We start from the raw sequence: 19,640 nt of genomic DNA on the forward strand, positions 1-19,640 counted from the left end.
CACGCGACTTCGACCGACAGATCGCCGAGGTCCAAGTCCGTATCGCCATCATGAACGGCTATACCGCGCTCGGCCTACCCGTCACGAAAACCGTGGGATAAATGTGTCCAGGGAAAGGGGAAGTCCGGTCAGCAAGAGTTTTGTGCAACAAAGCCATCCGAATGCAGCACACGCGGAAGCGAATTCAACGCGGGCACGCGGGTGTTGAAATGGTCGTGATACAATCCGGATAGTCTGACCCGAACTCTTTTCGTCGGGCTTTCAACAGCTTCTTGGGCAGGAACAAGTCTGCCTACTAGCAATGAAGCAGAAGTTCGGCTCCAAAGCATTTGCGCAAACTAAAGGAATACGGCCCTTCAGAGCACTGCGCCGAGAACCGATGCACCGCGTTCGCACGGTCGCCCGCTCTAGCAACTTTGATCCATCGTTTCCGATGGCATTTCCGTCGTGTCATGCCGCCGGACAACCCTGGCCGGGACGCCGGCGACAGTTGACCGATCTGGGACGTCTCTCAGAACAACACTTCCCGCTGCAATCTTGCTGAATTCGCCGATTTCGATGTTGCCGATGACCTTGGCTCCGGCACCGATCATGACACCGCGTCGCACTTTCGGGTGACGATCTCCGTGGATCTTGCCTGTCCCGCCCAACGTCACGTTTTGCAAGATCGAGACGTCGTCCTCGACAACGGCCGTCTCTCCGATCACGACGCCCAACCCGTGGTCAAGCATGATGCCCGTCCCGATCCGTGCGGCTGGGTGAATATCTGGCCCGAGGACCAGAGACGTCCGGTTGGACAACCAGAATGCCAAAGCGCTTCGGCCATCGTTCCAGAACCGGTGTGCAATCCGATGCGCCTGCAACGCCTGGAAACCCCTGTAGTTCAGCAAAGCATGGGCCCGGGTGGTGCAAGCGGGATCGCGTTCGAAGACGGCACACAGGTCACGGGCTGCGCTGGCGGCTATGCTTGGGTCGGCCTCCATGGCGTCGGAAAGGATAGCGGCAAGGGCGTCGCCATCCATATCCCGGGGCAGGAGGAGATCAGCAAGGTGGCGGGATAAAGCGTCTTGCAGGCTCTCTCTTTGAAAGAAGACGCGCCCAAGAATTCCCGCCAGAAACGGCTCATCTTTCGCAACGGCTTCGGCCTCGCTCCGGATTATTGCCCATGCTTGCGTTACGGGGTCTTCAATGTAAGCGGAAAGCTGTGTCTGCATTTCCCATCTTCCCTCTTTGTACCCCGAACAAGATCGGGTGAGCCGGATCAATGTAAGCACCCAAAAGAAAACCGCCAGCCACCAGCCTCGAATTTTCAGGGTCCCGTAAGGTCAACCACACCTGGTTCCGAACCGCATCTCCGGGCGCGCCCGGAGATGCCGGCCGGGAGGACCCGTCAGTCAAACGGGGGATTAGAAGAACTGCCGTTCCTCCGCGACCCAGCGATACCCGCTGCCGTCGCGCTCGACACGACCCAGACCGGGAAACGGGAAATGCATCCCGATCAAACGCTCACGGCTGGCCACCACTCGGTCGAAAACGCGATGTCGGATCGCGACCGCTGCATTTGCATCAACGTCAAATGCCACCGATACCTCGGGGTGCGCGAGCTGAACCACGGCATGATGCACTAGGTCCGACGTGACCAGCAAATGCTCGTTTCCGTCCTCGATGACATAGCCGACATGCCCGGGGGTATGGCCGAACATGGGCTCCGCGATGATCCCCGGAAGTCCGACATCGGTGCCCGAATGAAGCTTGATGCGACCGTCATAGGCTTTTGCGACGTTTTGCGCGATCGCGAAAAAACTTGCCATTTGCGGCAACCGGGCGTGCGCGTCGGACGTGACCCAAAAATCAAACTCCCGCGCGTGAATGATCATCTCGGCATTGGGATAGACCGCGGCATTTTTGGCACCCAGAACGCCCGAGACGTGGTCGGGATGCATGTGGGACATCAGGATGTGGGTGATGTCCTCCGGGTTGCAACCGGCGAACCGCAAGGCGTCAGGAACACCGCCGAGCGTGGGCAGAAACGACTTGCCGCCGCCTGCGTCAATCAGGATCTTCCGCGTGCCGTCTTCGATCAGGTATGCGTTGACGTCAGTCTGCCAAGCGCCGGGGCCGCGCCCGGCTTCGATCAGACTGGCTTCATACCCCTGCTCATCAATTCCGTTCAGCGTGTCTGCGTTGATGATGTCGACATACCCGTCGGACAACGCAGTGATGACGATTTGGCCGACTTTGAATCGTTGAGCACCTGAGAGCTGGTGCAATTCGAGTGCATTTGCCCCCAGCGGCATTGCCGCAGCAATAAGAGCACCAGAGCCATTCTTGAGGAAACTTCGTCTTATCATGATTGCGTTACCTTTCTTGATCATTGGTTTTTGAGCGTCACTCAGAATGCCCGATCAGCTCGATCCGATAGCCATCCGGGTCGGCAATAAACGCGATCTCCTCGCGTTCCCCTGTCTCCTGCGGTGCAGCTTTCATCGGGCCCGCCTCACGCAGGATTTCGACACCCATTTCGGCCAGCCGCGCACAGGCACCGTAGATATCCGACACCGCCAAAGCCACATGGCCATACCCGCTGCCGTGCGTGTAGCTGTCACTGTCCCAATTCCAGGTCAGTTCGACTGTCGCGCCGTTCGGGTGGGCCGCGTATCCCATGAAGACCAGCGTGAAGCGCGCATCGGGAAACGTCTCGCGTCGCAACTCGGACATGCCGAGTGCGTCACGGTAGAACTCAATCGATCGATCGAGGTTGGCAACACGTATCATTGTGTAAAGAACACCGTGCGGAACAATCGGTGACGACGGGGAGGAGGTCATGTCTGCGTGCTTTCTGAGTGGAGAGTTGTTGGGAGGCAGGACATGCCAGCCTCCCGATTTGATCTGAGATCAGCGGCAGATTTCGCCGCTATAGCGAACCAGCCCGACCAAGTTGTTATTGTCCCGCAGATCGACCAGACCGTAGCTGTTGAACTGGCCGGAATAGCCTTCCAGCGTGCCACGGGTGACATCCGGCTGAATGTCATATGTGATTTCGAGCATGAAGCGGCCGGGCTTCCCCGGAACTTCGGTCAAGATGCCGAGGTCTTTGGTCTGGAAGGCCCCGCCGTCGCTGCGCCCGAAATAGTGCTCCATGTCCATTTCCATACCGGTTTCGGTCACCCGAGTGGCCGTGATCTTGCCAGCTGCATTTTGGACCGTACCGGTCAGCACAGCCGAGATGATCATCGGCTTGTCGTCGCCTTCGCCAAAGAAATTCGGGATGGCGACGCCACCCATCCGGATGCACTCTTCAGCCGGCGCGGCGGTCGACTCAGCCATGGCGGCGGTCGACGAAACAGCCAGCGCAATCATCACTGTAGCGAATGAAGTATGTTTCATTGTTTTTCCTATTTTTCTTTATTTCAGAGGTAGTAGGGGGAGTTGAGGCCACGGCTTGCGGCCTCGGCGACACGCGCATCAAAGACGCGCGTATAGAACGCGGCGTTCATGTCAGCCGCGATTTTCGGGAATGCGTCGATCGCGAACGCAGTCGCATTTTCCTGGGTGTCGAATGCATAGAGGCCACCCACGGAGTCGGTGCCGTGCCCGCTAAGCCATGTTTTGGAGATCAGGCCCGCGTTCTCGCGCAGCAACGGGTTCTGCTCCCGCCACGGCACCTTGCCAAAGGGCAACGACACCTGAATTTCGGTGTAGACGAATGCACCCGGTTCCTGCTCGACCTTGCCCCCGAAATGCGGTGATGCGATATCCGCGCTGGCTTCCGCCGTAGCCGAGGTATCGAAAACACGGGTCGTTTGCGCCACACCGAAATCGCGGGCCAGCGCCGGGAAGAAGTGCGTGCAGTAGTGCAGCGCGCCTTCGATGCTATCAAAGCTGTAGAGCCCGCCGACCGAGTGCGTGTTAACGCCCGAAAGCCACGTCTTGTCGAGGAAACCGGTCTCCGCGGCGATCGCCTTGTTGAGATCACCCCACGGCACGTCCGAGAATGGGACCGAGGCTTGCAACTCGGTATAAACAAAAGCTTTACGTTCCATGTACTAAAGTACCCTTCTTTCTGGTTTGTGATTGCGATGACGGTGCCCCCTGCCCGGCAATTGCCACCGGCATTGTTGGGGCCGCACCACGAGGCCACGTCGCTCCAGCGACAAAGCTCCGCCACTCGCATGCCGGAACATGCGTGAAGTCACGGTCATTCGTTTGAGATTTGCTCCTCTACTCGGCTCTTGTCTTGCCGGGCAAGTCATAATATAACGATCGCTATGATGAGTACGTTGATCGCCGATTGCGGTCAACTACAAAATAGAACGATCGTTATTTTTTTGCGCAAGACTCGGAAACAAAATGAAGAAATCTGAACAAACCCGCATCAGGTTGATCGAGTCAGCAAGCAATGGCTTTCGGCGGGCTGGCTACGCGGGGGTCGGGGTCGACTCGATCGCCAAGGAGGCAGGCGTCACGTCGGGCGCATTCTACGCGCACATGGGGTCAAAGGACGGAGCCTTCCGCGCAGCGCTATGTTCCTCACTTGACCAGGTGCTCGTCACGTTGCCGAAATTCCGCGAGGAACACGGCGACGACTGGCCGATCGCGTTTGCCGACTACTACCTCGGGACCGAGCACCGGATGGACACGGAAAACGGTTGCGCAATGGCCGGGCTCTCGCCTGACGTGGTTCGAGCGGGCGACGACGTAAAACAGGAGTACGCCGCCTTGATGAGACGCATCGCGTTGGAGGTCGCAAAGGGCATCCCCGGAGACGGACAGCAGACCGAAAAGCTGGATAAGGCGTGGGCCTTCCTGTCGACCCTGATCGGCGCGCTCACCATCGCGAGGGCCGCAGGATCAGACGCGGTGGTTTCAAGGATCTGCGCCGCGGGCAAGTCAGCAGCCCTGGCCATCTTGGAATCGCGCTCGCAATAGGAAACCGGTCTTCGGGCACCTGACATTCCCTAGAAAGGCGCGTGTGCGTTTCAGGCAGGCACTGACCTGGGCCTCGCGCCGATACGTACCACGACCGTTCTGGTACGCCCCTTCCCCGGATACTCGACAATTGACCCATCAATGCCACGGCCATCCACGATGATTTGGGCTTGGCCGTAACCGATATGATCCGCGTCCCCGATCTCGATTTCCAGCCGTCCAAGTTCACCTTCAAGCATGAACTCCGCCTGTCCCCAGTCTTTCGGCAGGCACGGGTCCAGCCGCACGCCACCGGGCACCGGATGAACTCCAAGGATCCCTGAAACACCCAGTTGCCAGACCCAGCCGGCCGCGCCGGTATACCATGACCAGCCACCCCGACCGGTCTGCGCACCCGTTCCGGAGACATCGCCGGGTAGGACGTAGGGCTCGCGACGATAGTGATCGGCGGCTTCCCTTGTGCTGCTACGCCCGATTGGATTGATGATGTCGAACACCTGATACGCACGGTCGCCGTCCTTGATCTTGGCGTAGGCGGCACCAAGCCAAGCGGCGGCATGGGTATATTGCCCCCCATTCTCACGAACGCCGGGTGGATAGGCTTGAATGTATCCCGGATCACGGTGTGTCTGGTCGAAAGGCGGCGTAAGAAGCCGAATGAGCCGAGCCTCCTCATCGACGAGTTCCGTACCGGCCGACTTCAACGCGAGGCGCGCGCGCTCCCCCACCGGGCGGCCCGACAGAACCGACCAGGCCTGCGCAATGAGATCGATCCGACATTCGTCATTTACAGACGCCCCCCACGGTACGCCATCATCGTCGAAAGCCCGCAAGTACCATTTGCCATCCCAAGCGTGCGCTTCCAGCGCCTCGGCAAGATCATCCGCGTGGGCCAGCCAACGGTCCGCGTCATCAGGATGCCCCGCCTGTCGTGCCAGTGGCGCAAAGAGACCGACCGTCGCAATTTGGAACCACGCGAGCCAGACACTCTCGCCATGCCCCTTGTCCCCTACCCGATCCATGCCGTCGTTCCAGTCACCGCCGCCCATCAGCGGAAGACCATGTGAACCGGTGGCCATCATTCGATCCAGCGCGCGAGCACAGTGATCGAACAATGTGCCGGAGTCCCCGGTCTCAAAAAGTGCATATCGATCATGTTCCTCGGGCCGCAGTTCAGCGGCCCTGAGAAACGGAACTACTTCGTCGAGCAGCGCCAGATCGCCCGTCGCCTCGACATAGCGCGCGATGACATAGGGCAGCCAAAGATAGTCATCCGAGCATCGGGTCCGCACGCCACGTCCCTCCGGTGGATGCCACCAATGCAGCACATCGCCTTGCTCGAACTGATATCCTGCCGCCCTGACGATTTGCCGACGCGTCCCGGCCGGGTCGCCGATCAGCAAGGCCAGAACATCCTGCAACTGATCGCGGAAACCATAGGCCCCACCCGCCTGATAGAAGCCCGCTCGCGCCATGATACGGCACGACCGGTTCTGGTAAGGGAGCCACTTGTTCAACATCAGATCAAATGATGGATCGGGGGTTTTGGCCTGAACTGCACCAAGCCGGCGCGTCCATTTCGCGCGCAACGCCTCGAAGGCGCGCTCTACCTCACCGGGGTCTTTCCACCTCTCGACACTCCCCCCCAGACTGGCGGGATCGGTAACCTCACCCAATGCAAAGACAACCTCGGTGTGCCCACCAGCAGGAATATCCAGATGCACCTGATACGCCGCACATGCGTCTCCGCCTTTTGGAAAGCGGCCACCCAGATCCCAACGCCGCAGCCCTTCCGGAGCGGAGATATCGCCTTCTCGCCCAAGGAAATCATGCCGGTCGCCAGTGAGGCTGTGAGGGTCCGCCGAGGCAGTCAGGAAGGCCGCTCGCGACGCAAATTCAGCATTCCAGAGATTGCGACCGACGATGGCCTTCAGGTCCGCATCGTAACGGCTGACAACGTGGGGGCGGGAAATGCTACCAAGCGCTCCCAACAACCATTCGGCATAAAAGGTGCCCGATATTCGTCGGTCCTGACCAGACCGGTTGGTAAGCCGCAGCCGGACCAACTTGACCGGGGCGTCAGAGGGGACAAAGCACAGCAGATCCTGCTCCAATCCGTGACTGTGTTTGCGCCACCTGGTAAAGCCCATCCCATGCCTGATCTGGCAATCGGCTTCTTGGCCTGCCGGCTGCGGTGTCGTCGTCCAGACATCGCCATTGGCTTCGTCCCGAATATACAGGACTTCACCCGGCCGGTCGGCAACTGGGTCGTTCGACCAGGGTGTCAACCGATGTTCACCGCTGTTGATGCCCCAAGTCATCCCGAATCCGGCTTCGCTGACAAGACAGCCGAAATTTTCGTTGGCCAGGATGTTGCACCAAGGGGCAGGCGTCCGCACGCCGGGTGCCAAGTGGATCAGATAGTCGCCGTTTTCCGGGTCAAACCCACCGTATCCGTTATCAAATTGCAGATTGTCCGGCCTCTCGATGTCGGGGACCGGATCGTACTGAATCGACAGCCCCGGCTCGAATGGTGGCGGCTGATCCGAAGGCTCCAACGCCTTGTCCAGTATTTCCCCAAGGCTCTGGCTCCCATCGTGAAGCACCACGTGAGCCGCCGCTTCAAGGCCGCGCCGCAGAGGTTCATCCATCTGGTCACCCGCCAGAAGGTGAATACCGCCGCGCATTCCCAGCATTCCCGTCGCGTGCGTGTCGCTGATTACAGAAAGGACCTTTTCCCGCAGGGGTTCTTCATAGCTGGTCGCAGCGTCCCTCAAGATAACCAGATCGATCTTCAGCCCGGCCTGGTGCCACAGACGGTGACCCCGCACCAGAACATCCAGAAGCGAAGAATTTTCCAGATCTGACAGTTCGAGCAACAGTATAGGAAGGTCCCCGGAAATCCCGAAACGCCAAAGATCCGACTGGCCGTTCCATCCGCTCGTATCCGTCATAGGAGCGGTTCGGAACGTCTGGTGCGTATGTAACAGCAAGGATGACAACACCTGCAGTTCTGGCAAATGCTCGGGGGCTATTCCAAGCTTCTGAACCTTGCGTACAGCCTCAAGCAACGCATCCCGGAATGCGTGGTCGATAGTAGCAACAGGATATCGTTGCGCGACACGCAAACATTCATCACGCGATGCGCCCGCCACGGTCAGGAAGACGAGCTGCCTGCTCTCCATAGGCTGCAACGAGACCCGCACCTGAAGTGACATTACCGGATCCAGTGTCCACCCTGCCCCGTTGCCAAGACCGCGCTGCAAACCTTCTGGTGAGCTCAAGCTTCGATTGCGTCCCACAAAGCGGCGGCGATCCGTCTCATATGCCTTGACCATGTGACGCGTGTCGGTCGCTATCAGCTTGTGCAACAAGACAGGTGGCCGGGCTTCCGGACGCCGAGGCCTGCGCGTGAACACCAGCGCATCTTCATCAGGCAGATAATCGCTTTGCACGAAGAGCTTGCTGAAGGCCGGATGGCGCTCGTCTTCCAAGGCGGGGGCCAAGACAACCTCTGCATATGTCGTCAAATCGATTGTCCGTTCGGCCTCGCCCTCATTGACCAGCGTGATCCTCCGTATCTCCACGTCTTCGTGGGCGGCCACGGTCACATCCATCCGCGCCAGTATTCCATCGTGCCGCCGCAAGAGTTCGACCATGTGCTGATGAAAGACACATCGGGTTTCGGCTTCGGCATGTCCCGTCGGCGCAGCGCCAACCGACCACAAGTCACCCGTTTCAGCATCCTGAAGGTATATCCACATTCCGAACTCGGTGCGCGTCGGGTCAGGTCGCCATCGCGTAAGGCTGCTATCCTTAAGACGAAGACCACCGCCACCGCTCTGCGTCAGCACCGATGACATGCGTCCATTCCCCAGAATGTGCACCTGCGGCACGACCAGGCTGGACGACGGAATCCATGGTGCCAACTCTGGCACTTGATGCGTATCTGTGGCGTGGTCCCAGACCTCACCGGCACGGCCGCTTTCAAGTGGAACATCCCACGGCACACGCTCCTGCAACAGCAGATCCATGGCCCGGACGGCTTTTTCCCTCAGGAAACGCCGAACCATGATGTCATCCTGAAGAGCGTTGATGATTGCGGTTTGAACCATGCCCTGATGGTGCGCCATAAAGGCCGTCACTAAGACAAACTCGCGTCCGGGGCCGACCCGGTCGGGCGTGAAATCAAGGGCTTCGACAAAGCCATACTCGGTGAGTGCGCCAATCTTACCAAGCGCGGCAAGGTTCTCGGCTGCCGCCTCAGGCCAGCCGCACAGCGCCAAGGCCGAGCCATAGGGCGCGATGACAAGATCATCGGTAAGCCCTCTGCGGATCCCGAGACCGGGCACACCAAAGGCGCGATATTGAAAGGTTCCGCGCGCATCCACCGTGCCGAACGCAGATTCGGAGATGCCCCACGGCACACCCCGTTCCCGGCAATATGCACGCTGGAAGTCCACGGCGGTCAACTCGCTCTCTCCCAACAGCGTATCGCGAAAGCTGGGCAGGAAAAGCGGTGGCATCAGGTACTCGAAAATCGACCCGTTCCACGACAGGATCGAAGGTTTGCCCTGAAGCCGCGTGATCGGCCGGCTGAACGCGAACCAGTGTTCGATGGGCGCGTCATGTTTGGCGATTGCAAAATAACTGGCCAAGCGGGCCTCGGTCGCCAAAAGATCGTAATGGCTGGTGTCCATCTTCCCAAGGCTTTGGTTATAGCCGATCCAGAACAAGCGCGCGGACGTGTCGTACAGAAACTGGAAGTCCATACTGAACGCCAACCGGTCGGCATTGCCGGCCAACTCGCCGAGGGATGCGCGCAATGCGTCTTGCTGGGCTAACCCCAACTGCGCCGACCGCCGCAGTTCATCCACCCATTTCCCGGTGGCGCTGCACGCATCGGGGTTAGCTGTGTGCCAATCTGCAAGAATTTTAATAAGCCGTTCCCCCGAGACCGCCTCATCAATCGAGGACACATCTGATGTCAGGCTTTCAGAAATCTCGTGGGCTATCGACGCAACCGAATCCGGGCAATTCTCGATCACGTCCAGCCAGGGCATAAATGTCTCGATGTCGCGAACGATTGCATGCAGATCGTGGTGGAACCGTTCCAGCCATGTGGTAATTTCTGCTGCCTGCTCATTCGAAAGATCAGGCGAATTTTCGATCGCATCCAGGGCGTGCCTTTCGAGCGCCTGCCAGTGCTGCCCCCCGAGAGCCGATAAACCAGCCTTCAGTCGCATCGGCGATGCCACGGTAAATGCAATTTCTTCGCGAATGGCCCTCTCGCTCCGGCTCAAATCCGAAAGGCTCTGACCGGGCACGTCGCGGAGTGCCATGCATAAAAGATCCAGCGCGACCTCAAGGCTTTTGAAACTCGCCGCCTCAATCACCGGACGCTCGACCAGTTCGAGGCAACCCTGCTTCAGCGCGATCAGAGATACCGCCAGATTGCCGCTGTCGACGGTCGAGACGTAGCAAGGTTCCAGCGGCTCCAGCGTGCGAGTGTCATACCAGTTCAGGATATGACCGCGATACATGGTCACCTGCCCCAGCGTGTCGAGGGTGTTGCGACAGCGTGCGACGAGGTCGCTTGTCGTGATAAAGCCCATGTCACGCGCACCCAGGGCCGACACAAGGAACATGCCAATGTTGGTCGGTGATGTCCGGTGTGCGACCTCCGACATTTCGCCGAACTGATAATTGTCGGGCGGCAGCCAATGATCATCCGGCCCTACGAAGGTTTCGAAGAAATGCCAGGTACGCCGCGCAACCTGGGTCAGGAACCTGCGCTGAAGCTTGCTGAGGGACTGCGTGCGGAAATAGCGTGGCCGTGCGCTCCAGACTGACAACTCCGGCGCGATCAGCCAGAGAATGAGCACGGGAACAGCGGGCCAGATCGCCTGAGGATCAAAGAGCGCCAGGTGCCCCGCCATCAACACAGCGAGCACGGACGAGGGCCACATCAATTGCCAGGATGCCTTTCGGATGCTGCCCCGAGAGTACTTCGCCGACGAATGAGCCGCTGAGGTCCATTCCAACCGGTTTCGGCCGCTAACGCAGACGCGCCAAAGCGTGCTTAAAATCGCATCCAATGCAATCAGCGTGTCGCTGACCAGAAATGCGATGCTAAGAAACCAACGCCCCCCGGTCGCTCGGATATTGTGGATTGCATTGCCGAGTGCGCCGCGCCGGATCCCACCTGTTGCGATGGCGAAAACTTCACCGATCAGATAGCTTCCGGGGGCCGCAAGTGCCAACGCCGTCCAGATCAGCCCGCTGCCGGGCATGAGCAGCCAACCGCAAAGGAAGAACAGCAACAATGCAGGCGACATTAGGCTGCGGCGCAGGTTGTCGACGATTTTCCAACGATCAAGCGCCGACATCGTTGCATCCATTTTCCCGGCCGCCGTTGGCACCCTGCGCCCTAGCCATGGGATAAGCTGCCAGTCTCCGCGCATCCAACGGTGCTGACGAGCGGCAAATTCAGGATATGTCGCAGGCAGGTCTTCGTAGAGAACGAGGTTGCTGACCAGCGCAGCCCGCCCATGAAGGCCTTCGAACAGGTCGTGACTAAGGATATGGTTCTCCGGCACGCGGCCTGACATGCTTTGATGGAGGGCGGCGATATCATAAATGCCCTTTCCCACGTAAATGCCGGTTCCAAACAGATCCTGATAAACGTCGGACACGGCCCGGCTATAGATGTCGATGGCGGTGTCCCCGCCGTAGAGATGCGTGAAATGTGTCCCTTTTCCGAGCGTTGGCAGAATTTCAATCCGTGGCTGCAAAATGGCATGACCCGACACAACCCGTCGGCTTTCAGGGTCGACGACCGCCCTGTTCAGCGGATGTGCCAGAATTCCGACAAGGCGTGCCGAAGATCCGGGTGGCAATTGTGTATCTGCATCCAGCGTGATCGCATATCGAGTGCCATGCAGGGTATCGACCGGCCCCGCGACCAAATCGAACGCCTGCCTGCCCTCACCCAGAACATAACGATTGAAGTCCTCGAGCTTGCCGCGCTTGCGCTCCCACGCCATCCAGCATCCCTCGACCGGATTATGCCGACGGCGGCGATGCAATAAAATGAACGGCGGCCCGGCATCCGAGAGATAGCGGCGGTTGAGGTCCTCGATCCTATTTCGCAATTCGGCTTCGATGCCTGCGTCTTCGGGCATGACCTCGGACTCGGCGTCGGAAAGATCCGACAGGACGACAAATCGAAACGCCGGGTCCGGATTCGCAATGCGCAGTATTTCGATTTTTTCCGAGATCACATCCAGGTCTTCACCGGGTGCAATTATGACCGGTATCACGACGGCTGTTGCACAGTCCTGCGGTATGGCCTTGGAGAAATCCATCTCGGGCAATGCGCTTGGTTGGCTCAGGCGCGTAATCATCCAATGCCCGAACCAAACGCTGGGGATCGTTGCCGGCAGAAACGAAAGCGCAAGGCCGGCGATCCATTGGCCAATCGTCGCATCCTTGACCCAAAGATAGACCACCGGCACGCAGATCGCCGCGACCACCAGCGTGATGAGCCCTGCGGCGTAGAGCGCACCCTTGTATCTCGACAATCCGCGTCGAACTGCCAAGAACCACGCGGTCCGGCACTTCAAGACGACCTCTAACGCCGCTAGCCCGTCGCCAATCAGCCAGTATCCGACGTGAAATCTGTCTGTGCCGACGTTTTCGTTTTGGGCCAAGGCGATCGCATGGCGTGCAATTGCGGATTCCGAACTGTCACAACGCCACGCCAATTCTTCGACAATGCGCCGATACCGATTGCGGGTTTCGAACGTCATACGGGGGTATATTTCGGAGGGATCTGCTGCCAGTGCCGCTTCGATGCAACTGACTTCGTCAACGAAGTCCGGCCATTTGATTGCATCGACAATGATTAGGTTGGATATTGCTTTGGCAATGCGGTCGACAGGCAGGCCATCGCTCGCGGCATGGGTTTCGGCGCTCAGCTCCACCGGCGGCAACAACCTCGGTTCTATCGCACCAACCGCATCGATGAAACGCTCAAGGCATGTCAGCCGAAGCATGGACGGCATCGCCCACAGTTCGGCGTTCGTCAGTTCCGCCGTCTTTTGATATTGAGTGGTGAATTGCGTCAACGCTTTCAGCGTGATCTGTGGCTCCAATCCATCGAAGACGGCCTGCGACACCGCGAATATGCGCGGAGTTCCTGCGCCTTGCAGGCCTGCGATCCCCGGAAGCCTATCATAGAACTTGCGCGGCAAATTTTCGTTCAAGCGTCGCAGGGCACGGATGATCTGATAGTCATTGTCCAGAATCCACTCGGCCGCCCGTGCGTGATCCGGGTGCGGATCGGCGCAATAGAGGCGGACCTCCTCGAACCAGTCATTCAGCGTGGGCAGGGCACGATAGAGATCGATCAAGGCAGGCAAACCCTTAGCAATCGGGTGATGCAGTCCCGCGACGTCCAGTCCAAGCTTGCCATCAGCCGAGGTTCGGGCGGACTCTTTCATCAATCGGTGCCAACCGGTTGCCTGCCCTCCTTGGGCAAGGCTGTGCCAAATGCGTGATGTCCATTGCGACCGCTAAGACAGCGCACCAGCAGCACGGGGGTATCGGCATTATCAGTGACATACCGCGCCACATCACCGGTGGGCACGTCACCGTGACCACTTTGGCCATGTGTGGCCATGACCACGAAATCGGCCTTGTCTTGCAAAATGACATCGATCAGTGCGCGGCGAACGTCGCCACCGTGGCGGATCTTGATACTTGTATTCAGGCCGTTGTGTTCCAGTCTCTTCTTGATCTGAGCCAGATAGGTCCTTCCAGCCTGGTCATTTCGTTTCCTGACCAGGCTATGAAGGCGATCCGCCTCTGGATCATCTGAACCGAACTCCGTCAGGCCGGGCTCGGGAGCGATGTAGCAGAGCAATATCTCGGATGTTTCAGCTTTGGCCAGCAGCGTGGCCTTTGGAAGCGCCGCTTCCGCGCGGGAGGAGCCGTCGAGGGGCACAAGAATTCGGCGATAGCGCGTGTCAGGCTCGATCTTTGCGTCATCCGGTATCATCAGGATGCCCGCGCTACGTGATGAGAGGACCCCCCAGACCGTTTCGCTTGAATGCCAACCCATGCCGCCGCCGGATCGAGGCGAGGCCGCGATATCCCCTCGCCGCAACTCCATGAACGCCTTGATCTGGTTTATGCATTCGCCCTCAAGCAATTTGATCTTGCACGGCGTTCCGTTGCCTTCCGAACCTTTTGTCAAAAGTCCCAAGCGTATCAGAATACGTTGTTTTTTTATATCCCAGTCCACCGGGTCGATTGGACCTTGGCCGTCTGCGGATCCGCATAACATCTGCACCAGCAACAGATCACCACCAAAGGCATTGGCCACCTTTCGAGCATGGCGAACGCTCGTCATCTTTGCGCTGCTTTCATCCAAGAACAGCAGAACGTCCGAATGATCAATCCGTTCGTTTGCATCAGGTCGTCCAGACGCATCATGCGTAAGGGAATTTCGCGTTCGTACCGCCACCTGAGGATACCCCTTCAAAACAAAATTGGATTTAGGAACGAACCCGATCAGCCAAGGAGCGGGCGAAATTGTAGTGTCTGCGCAAGCAGGCAAGCGCCGCGGCGCACCTGAAAACAGGCTATTGCGCGAACTCTAGACCCGGCAAACACCAGCATCATTGACTCCCGTCAATGCCCAGCAAAAGCGATGCGTAACACTCTGCCTGACCGATGCGGTCATACCCGGCCTCGTTTCGGTATGATGCCTGATGTCGCAACCATCTGGCGGCACCTCAGGGGAAGGTCACGTGCGACGGCGTCAGTCAGCCCGATCAGAGTCAGAATAGAGAGCCGTGAAATGAAACAACTGCACAGGAATGCGCTGGCGAAAATGGTCGGCACTCTTCTTCAGGAAGGCTTTCTTCGCGTCGTCATGCCAGATGGCGACATATACGATTTTGGCGACAAGATCGGAGAGCCGATAACGGTTCGACTGCACGATAACGCGACTGTCGGACGCCTTGCGCTGAATCCCGAGCTGGCACTCGGAGAAGCCTATACGGATGGATCATTGACCATCGACGGCGATGACCTGCATGGCTTTCTCGCCTTGGTCATACGGAACACTCGCAAAGCCGCGGGGCAACGGATCTGGTGGCAGAAGCCGATTCTGAAATCTCGGGCCGCCCTGCGATGGCTTGCACAGAACAACTTCATTGAACGTGCTCGCGGCAATGTGGCGCATCATTATGATCTGTCAGGCGACCTGTACGACCTCTTTCTCGATGAAGACCGGCAGTATTCCTGTGGCTATTTCAAAGATCCCGGCGAGACGCTGGATCAAGCGCAGGCGCACAAGAAAGAGCATATCGCGCGCAAGCTGATGATCGAACCGGGCATGGAGGTGCTCGATATCGGCTGCGGCTGGGGTGGCATGGCGATTACCCTGGCGAAGGACTACGGTGCGCGGGTCACTGGCATCACGCTGTCGCAAGAACAACTTGCCTATGCGCAACAACGGGTGGAGCACGAAGGGCTTTCGGACCGGATCGACCTGCAGATCTGCGATTATCGCGAGGTGAAGGGCACCTACGACAGGATTGTCTCTGTCGGGATGTTCGAACACGTCGGCCTGCGGCACTACGGTGAATATTTCAGGATAATCCGAGACCGGCTATCGCCCAATGGCATCGCGTTGATCCATACGATCGGCTGGGCCGCCCCGCCGGAGGGCACAAACCCATGGATCGCCAAGTACATCTTTCCCGGCGGCTATGTCCCCACTGTCTCGGAAGCCGCAAACGCAGTGGAAAAGGCCCGGTTGTGGACGACCGATATCGAATGCTGGCGGCTGCACTACGCCTACACGCTGCGTCATTGGTACGACCGGTTCGCTAAGAATGAAGATAAAGTGGCCGCACTGTACGACGATCGCTTCGTCAGGATGTGGCGCTTCTACCTCGTGGCATGCGAACAGACCTTCCGTCACGGCCCGCAGGCCGTCTATCAGTTCCAGGTATCACGCAGCGTCGACGCAGTTCCGCTGACGCGCGACTATATCTACGACCGATCAGACCCTAGGCCGACGCCCCGTGCCATCACCGGCAAACGCCCCACGCTTGTCGCCGGCAACGCCGCGACATCCCAACCGGTGCCCGCCGTTGAACTGGATTTCACCCAACCACAGGAGCAAGGCAATGATCGGCAAAATCCTACTGGCCGTTGACGGATCTCAACATGCACACCGGGCCACCGGCATCGCTGCGGAATTGGCTGGAAAGCTGAACGCTGAACTTATCATCTCGCACGTCTTGATGCACGGTCGACCAGCCGATGAACTGGTACGAATGGCTGAGGTCGAACACCTCGTGGAGGAAGCCCACACGCTTGTCTCGCCCGGAATGCCCTATATCCGGGGCGCGCATCAGGAACTCCTGAGCGGTGATTCCTCCGATCCCAGAACGGCCCGGATCATTACCGCCTTGGGTGAGCAGCTGATCGCCAGGGCAAAGACGTCTTGCGCCGCACACGGCGTGAAGACGATCAAGTCGTCGATCCGGGCAGGCGACTACGCCGACGAGATCCTGAAGGACGCCTCGGATTTCAATGTCGACATGATCATCATCGGGTCACGAGGCCTCGGAGTAATCCGAAGCACCGTATTGGGAAGCGTGTCGCAAAAGGTGCTGCACCATTCGGAATGCACCGTGACCGTCGTCAGGTAGACATTCCGATGCGGGAGCCGAAACCGTCCAACATGATGCACGGTGTCAGACAGACCCGTCGATTCTCCACAACAGGCGAAATTCCGTCACGACGGTCCTCGGGATCCCGTGGTAGCGCGCGATTTGCGCATCCGATAGGCCCAGGTCCGCCAGCGCTTCAAGACACCGCTTCGGCGTTGGCCCCAGAATGTTCAGATAGTTTTGCAACGTGACGGGAACGTCATCGCGGCCCGGACGGGGACGGGGCCTGATCGCATGGGCACCCGGTCCAAAAACTCCCATTACATCAATTTTTCCGCAGTTATTGTTCATGTCGCGCCTCCCACCTCCACCATGAATACGGACGAACATGATGATACAGCTAGAGACGTTCGCGGGGCTGACCGTTGATCTGCGTCAAGACACCTGAAGAAGTTCGCAAGACGGCAGGATATCGCTGAACGCGCCAGATCGACCCGAGGCGCTGCATGGGTTATAATGAACCGCGTAGGTGTCCATGAATTGGCAATCGACCGACCTCCAACGATCCATGCGATCTACGTATGGAACTGCGTGATGATATCGACGAGAGGCTGATACGCGAGGCTCTGACGCCTTCCGGCAAAGTGAGACCAAATGCACGGGATAGCTGTCGCACCTCTCATCCGAATAGCAACGGGGCAGCCAAATTTTCTGCGTCGGGCTTTCTGGCGGTTCGATCAGGTGTAACTTAATGCAATCGCAAGAGTTAAGTTCAGAGGTTTGAACTTTTACGTGCATCGCGGATCAAGCAAAGAAAGAAACCGGTTGCACCAGCGTCAATGTATTTGCAGGAACCCCATCAGCTGAAGAAAGGGCAAGTGACATAGATCGACGTACTAGCACCCGGCAATCGGGGTGATTGCAATATCGGCCGACGGCACGTGTCGAAGGCCCTGCAATAACCGTCTTTCTGAACACTGCTTTAATAGGGCTGCACCCCGGCACTCAAAGATGCTGGCTGTCTACTGATGCTGCTGCACGAAATCGACAATCTCGTCCGACGGACGTGCCCCGGAGAGACGCGCCACCTCGCGACCATTGGCGTATAGGATCAGGAGCGGGATGCCACGGATCCCGAGCCGCTGCGACACGCCGCTGAACTCTTGTGTATCGATTTTTGCAAGGCGGACCCTTGACCGGAGCGATGCGGCCGCCTTGGCGAATTCCGGGGCCATCATCAGGCAGGGACCGCACCAGGAAGCCCAATAATCCACGAGTAGCGGAAGGCCGTCCGTGCGCGTGGCCTTGTCGTGGACCTGAGCATTAATTGCAGCAACTTCTCCATCGTTTAAGGCCGCCCCGCATGTCGCACACTTTGGGCGCGCGCCAAGCCTTGCAGTCGGCACCCGGTTCACCTGCGCGCAGGCAAGGCATGTCAGATTCACGACGTCCTGCATCTCTCCAACTCCCAATCTCCGGCCCCTGCCAGTGGCCCTTGCGTCATATATCCTTGGCACGCGGAACGTTCGGGCTAAGCCATCACGCATGCTCCGCCGTCAGGAGAAAAGGTGTTTTCTCAATGCAGCGTCGATCTTTTCAAGCGGCATCTGCGTGAAATCCTTGTCGATTTCCATCCAGATACTGGCCCGCGTCTCAGCATCCAGTCGGTCACGCAGAAAGCCCATCATCCGGGGTGCCGCGACAACGACCAGCTTTTCGAATGCCCCGGACTTCAAAGACGCCGCCAACCTGCTGGCAATTTCTCCTGCGAAGCCGTCCGGGCCCTTGTCGGGTGCGTTATGGGGGGCCAACCGATGTTGCGAAGAGCCCACGCTTGAATGGGTTACACCCTGAGCATCCGCAGGCGCATTCGTCGGCAGTGCGTCCCAAACATGATCTTCAAGCGGGATCAGGGGCTTGCGCCGGTCGAACGGCAGGTCAAACAGGCGTGCGGTTTGGCCATCGGCAACGATGACCCAAGTCTTTGTGCGTTTCATTGAATTTGGCCTTTCGGGATCTGTTGGGGGCCACGCTCAGGCGTGGGCGCGCGCATGTTCGCCTCGTACCCGCGAACCACGCGTCGACCGGCATATGGTCCGCGGGTGGCAGTCACGACCGTGCATTGACCCTCTGGCATTCCATCGCGTTCGTAGTAGACGACGACCCAATCCCGGGTACGCTCACGCCGATGTGCGTTCGGCGTGTTAGAATAAAGCGCGGTAAGCCGCCATGGACCGCGCCGGGTATGCAGGATCGGCAACCACGCGGTCCCGGACGGATTGAAGCGGCGCGGTGCAATCTTCGGGAGCACATCTTCAGCGGCCTTGCGGCGATACTCCGCATCGACGTCCAGAACGCGATTGACGGGCGGTGCCGGCGCGACCGGCTCGGCAAGGCGTGGACGGCGACGGGCCAGTATCTCGGCCAGGGAATGTCGGATCGCCTGCGCCCGTCGCGGCCCGATGCCCGGCAATGCTTCCAACCGCCCATCGTGCGCTGCCGCTTCCAGCGCTTCCAACGTATCGACGTCGAGCATGTCGTGGATATTCTCGGCCAACTTCGGGCCGATCATCGGCACGGTCTGGAACACCCTCATGGGGTCCACATCGCCCCGCAGCCGGTCGATCAGGCTGAGGTGTCCGGTTTCCAGCAACTCCTCGATTGCGGCGGCGATCGTCCGGCCGATGGTTGGCAGCGCCTCCAAGCCACGCCGCCCCTCGTTCGCTAGCACGTCGCGCAATGAACCGGGATACCCGGAGACGTAGTCCGCTGCCTCGCGGTAGGCGCGCACACGAAATAGTTCCGCATGCTGAGCTTCCAGCAGATCGGCGATCTCTCTCAGCTTCTGCGCGATGAAAGCATTTTCATCGTTCGGCAGTGACGCTGACATCTCCAAAGAACTCCTGCCTGATTGATCTGTCGCCACGATAGCGCGGCAGGGACCCCTGCCGGTTGATCTTGCTCAAGGCATTCGCACGTGCCTGCACCACACTGTTCCACAGGATTTGCGCCGCAGGA

General features: G+C 58.9%; 13 protein-coding genes and 1 pseudogene. 4 read left to right on the top strand and 10 right to left on the bottom strand.

Features of this window, described 5'->3' with window-relative positions:
* Positions 1-101: pseudogene (locus tag BLV27_RS19095) on the top strand (IS5/IS1182 family transposase); the annotation flags it as partial.
* A gap of 306 nt (positions 102-407) precedes the next feature.
* Here the strand turns inward: BLV27_RS19095 and cysE are convergent.
* From cysE to BLV27_RS12140, 5 genes are all read right to left on the bottom strand, one after another.
* Positions 408-1,214: a serine O-acetyltransferase gene (gene cysE, locus BLV27_RS12120; protein WP_092646338.1), complete on the bottom strand. Its 807-nt coding sequence runs from the start codon at positions 1,212-1,214 to the stop codon at positions 408-410.
* Between the two features lie 192 nt (positions 1,215-1,406).
* The gene (locus tag BLV27_RS12125) at positions 1,407-2,351 is read right to left on the bottom strand and encodes an MBL fold metallo-hydrolase (protein ID WP_170831439.1); all 945 of its coding nucleotides are present in this window, start codon (positions 2,349-2,351) and stop codon (positions 1,407-1,409) included.
* Positions 2,352-2,388: 37 nt separating this feature from the next.
* The gene (gloA, locus tag BLV27_RS12130; protein ID WP_211605507.1) at positions 2,389-2,775 is read right to left on the bottom strand and encodes a lactoylglutathione lyase; all 387 of its coding nucleotides are present in this window, start codon (positions 2,773-2,775) and stop codon (positions 2,389-2,391) included.
* 120 nt (positions 2,776-2,895) lie between these two features.
* Complete coding sequence (locus tag BLV27_RS12135; protein WP_139176618.1) at positions 2,896-3,387, bottom strand: hypothetical protein; 492 nt, start codon at positions 3,385-3,387, stop codon at positions 2,896-2,898.
* A gap of 23 nt (positions 3,388-3,410) precedes the next feature.
* Positions 3,411-4,043 (bottom strand): YdhR family protein, encoded by a 633-nt coding sequence (locus BLV27_RS12140; protein WP_092646346.1) that lies wholly within the window; start codon positions 4,041-4,043, stop codon positions 3,411-3,413.
* Between the two features lie 307 nt (positions 4,044-4,350).
* Between BLV27_RS12140 and BLV27_RS12145 the strand changes: the two genes are divergently transcribed.
* The gene (locus BLV27_RS12145) at positions 4,351-4,929 is read left to right on the top strand and encodes a TetR/AcrR family transcriptional regulator (protein WP_092646348.1); all 579 of its coding nucleotides are present in this window, start codon (positions 4,351-4,353) and stop codon (positions 4,927-4,929) included.
* Positions 4,930-4,979: 50 nt separating this feature from the next.
* Here the strand turns inward: BLV27_RS12145 and BLV27_RS12150 are convergent, their stop codons facing one another.
* Positions 4,980-13,433, bottom strand: coding sequence for a glycoside hydrolase family 94 protein (locus tag BLV27_RS12150; RefSeq protein ID WP_092646350.1), 8,454 nt, complete (start codon positions 13,431-13,433; stop codon positions 4,980-4,982).
* Entirely contained in the window at positions 13,433-14,365 is a 933-nt protein-coding gene (locus BLV27_RS12155) for a universal stress protein (protein WP_139176620.1), read from the bottom strand. The genes BLV27_RS12150 and BLV27_RS12155 overlap by 1 nt, the downstream gene beginning before the upstream one ends.
* A gap of 429 nt (positions 14,366-14,794) precedes the next feature.
* Between BLV27_RS12155 and BLV27_RS12160 the strand changes: the two genes are divergently transcribed.
* Positions 14,795-16,162: an SAM-dependent methyltransferase gene (locus BLV27_RS12160; RefSeq protein WP_092646354.1), complete on the top strand. Its 1,368-nt coding sequence runs from the start codon at positions 14,795-14,797 to the stop codon at positions 16,160-16,162.
* A complete protein-coding gene (locus BLV27_RS12165; protein ID WP_092646356.1) occupies positions 16,134-16,661 on the top strand; it encodes a universal stress protein in 528 nt (175 codons plus the stop codon). Before BLV27_RS12160 ends, BLV27_RS12165 begins: the two co-directional genes overlap by 29 nt.
* 983 nt (positions 16,662-17,644) lie before the next feature.
* Here BLV27_RS12165 and BLV27_RS12175 read toward each other — a convergent pair.
* From BLV27_RS12175 to BLV27_RS12185, 3 genes are read right to left on the bottom strand one after another with little or no spacing between them, the layout of a single operon-like run.
* The gene (locus BLV27_RS12175) at positions 17,645-18,169 is read right to left on the bottom strand and encodes a thioredoxin family protein (protein ID WP_342024848.1); all 525 of its coding nucleotides are present in this window, start codon (positions 18,167-18,169) and stop codon (positions 17,645-17,647) included.
* Between the two features lie 9 nt (positions 18,170-18,178).
* Entirely contained in the window at positions 18,179-18,619 is a 441-nt protein-coding gene (locus BLV27_RS12180; protein WP_092646362.1) for a host attachment protein, read from the bottom strand.
* Positions 18,616-19,512 carry a helix-hairpin-helix domain-containing protein gene (locus BLV27_RS12185; RefSeq protein ID WP_092646364.1) on the bottom strand — a complete coding sequence of 299 codons (897 nt, stop codon included), beginning with the start codon at positions 19,510-19,512 and terminating at the stop codon, positions 18,616-18,618. Before BLV27_RS12185 ends, BLV27_RS12180 begins: the two co-directional genes overlap by 4 nt.
* Positions 19,513-19,640: the final 128 nt, after the last annotated feature.

It is taken from the genome of Jannaschia faecimaris (assembly GCF_900107415.1).
Classification (GTDB): domain Bacteria; phylum Pseudomonadota; class Alphaproteobacteria; order Rhodobacterales; family Rhodobacteraceae; genus Jannaschia; species Jannaschia faecimaris.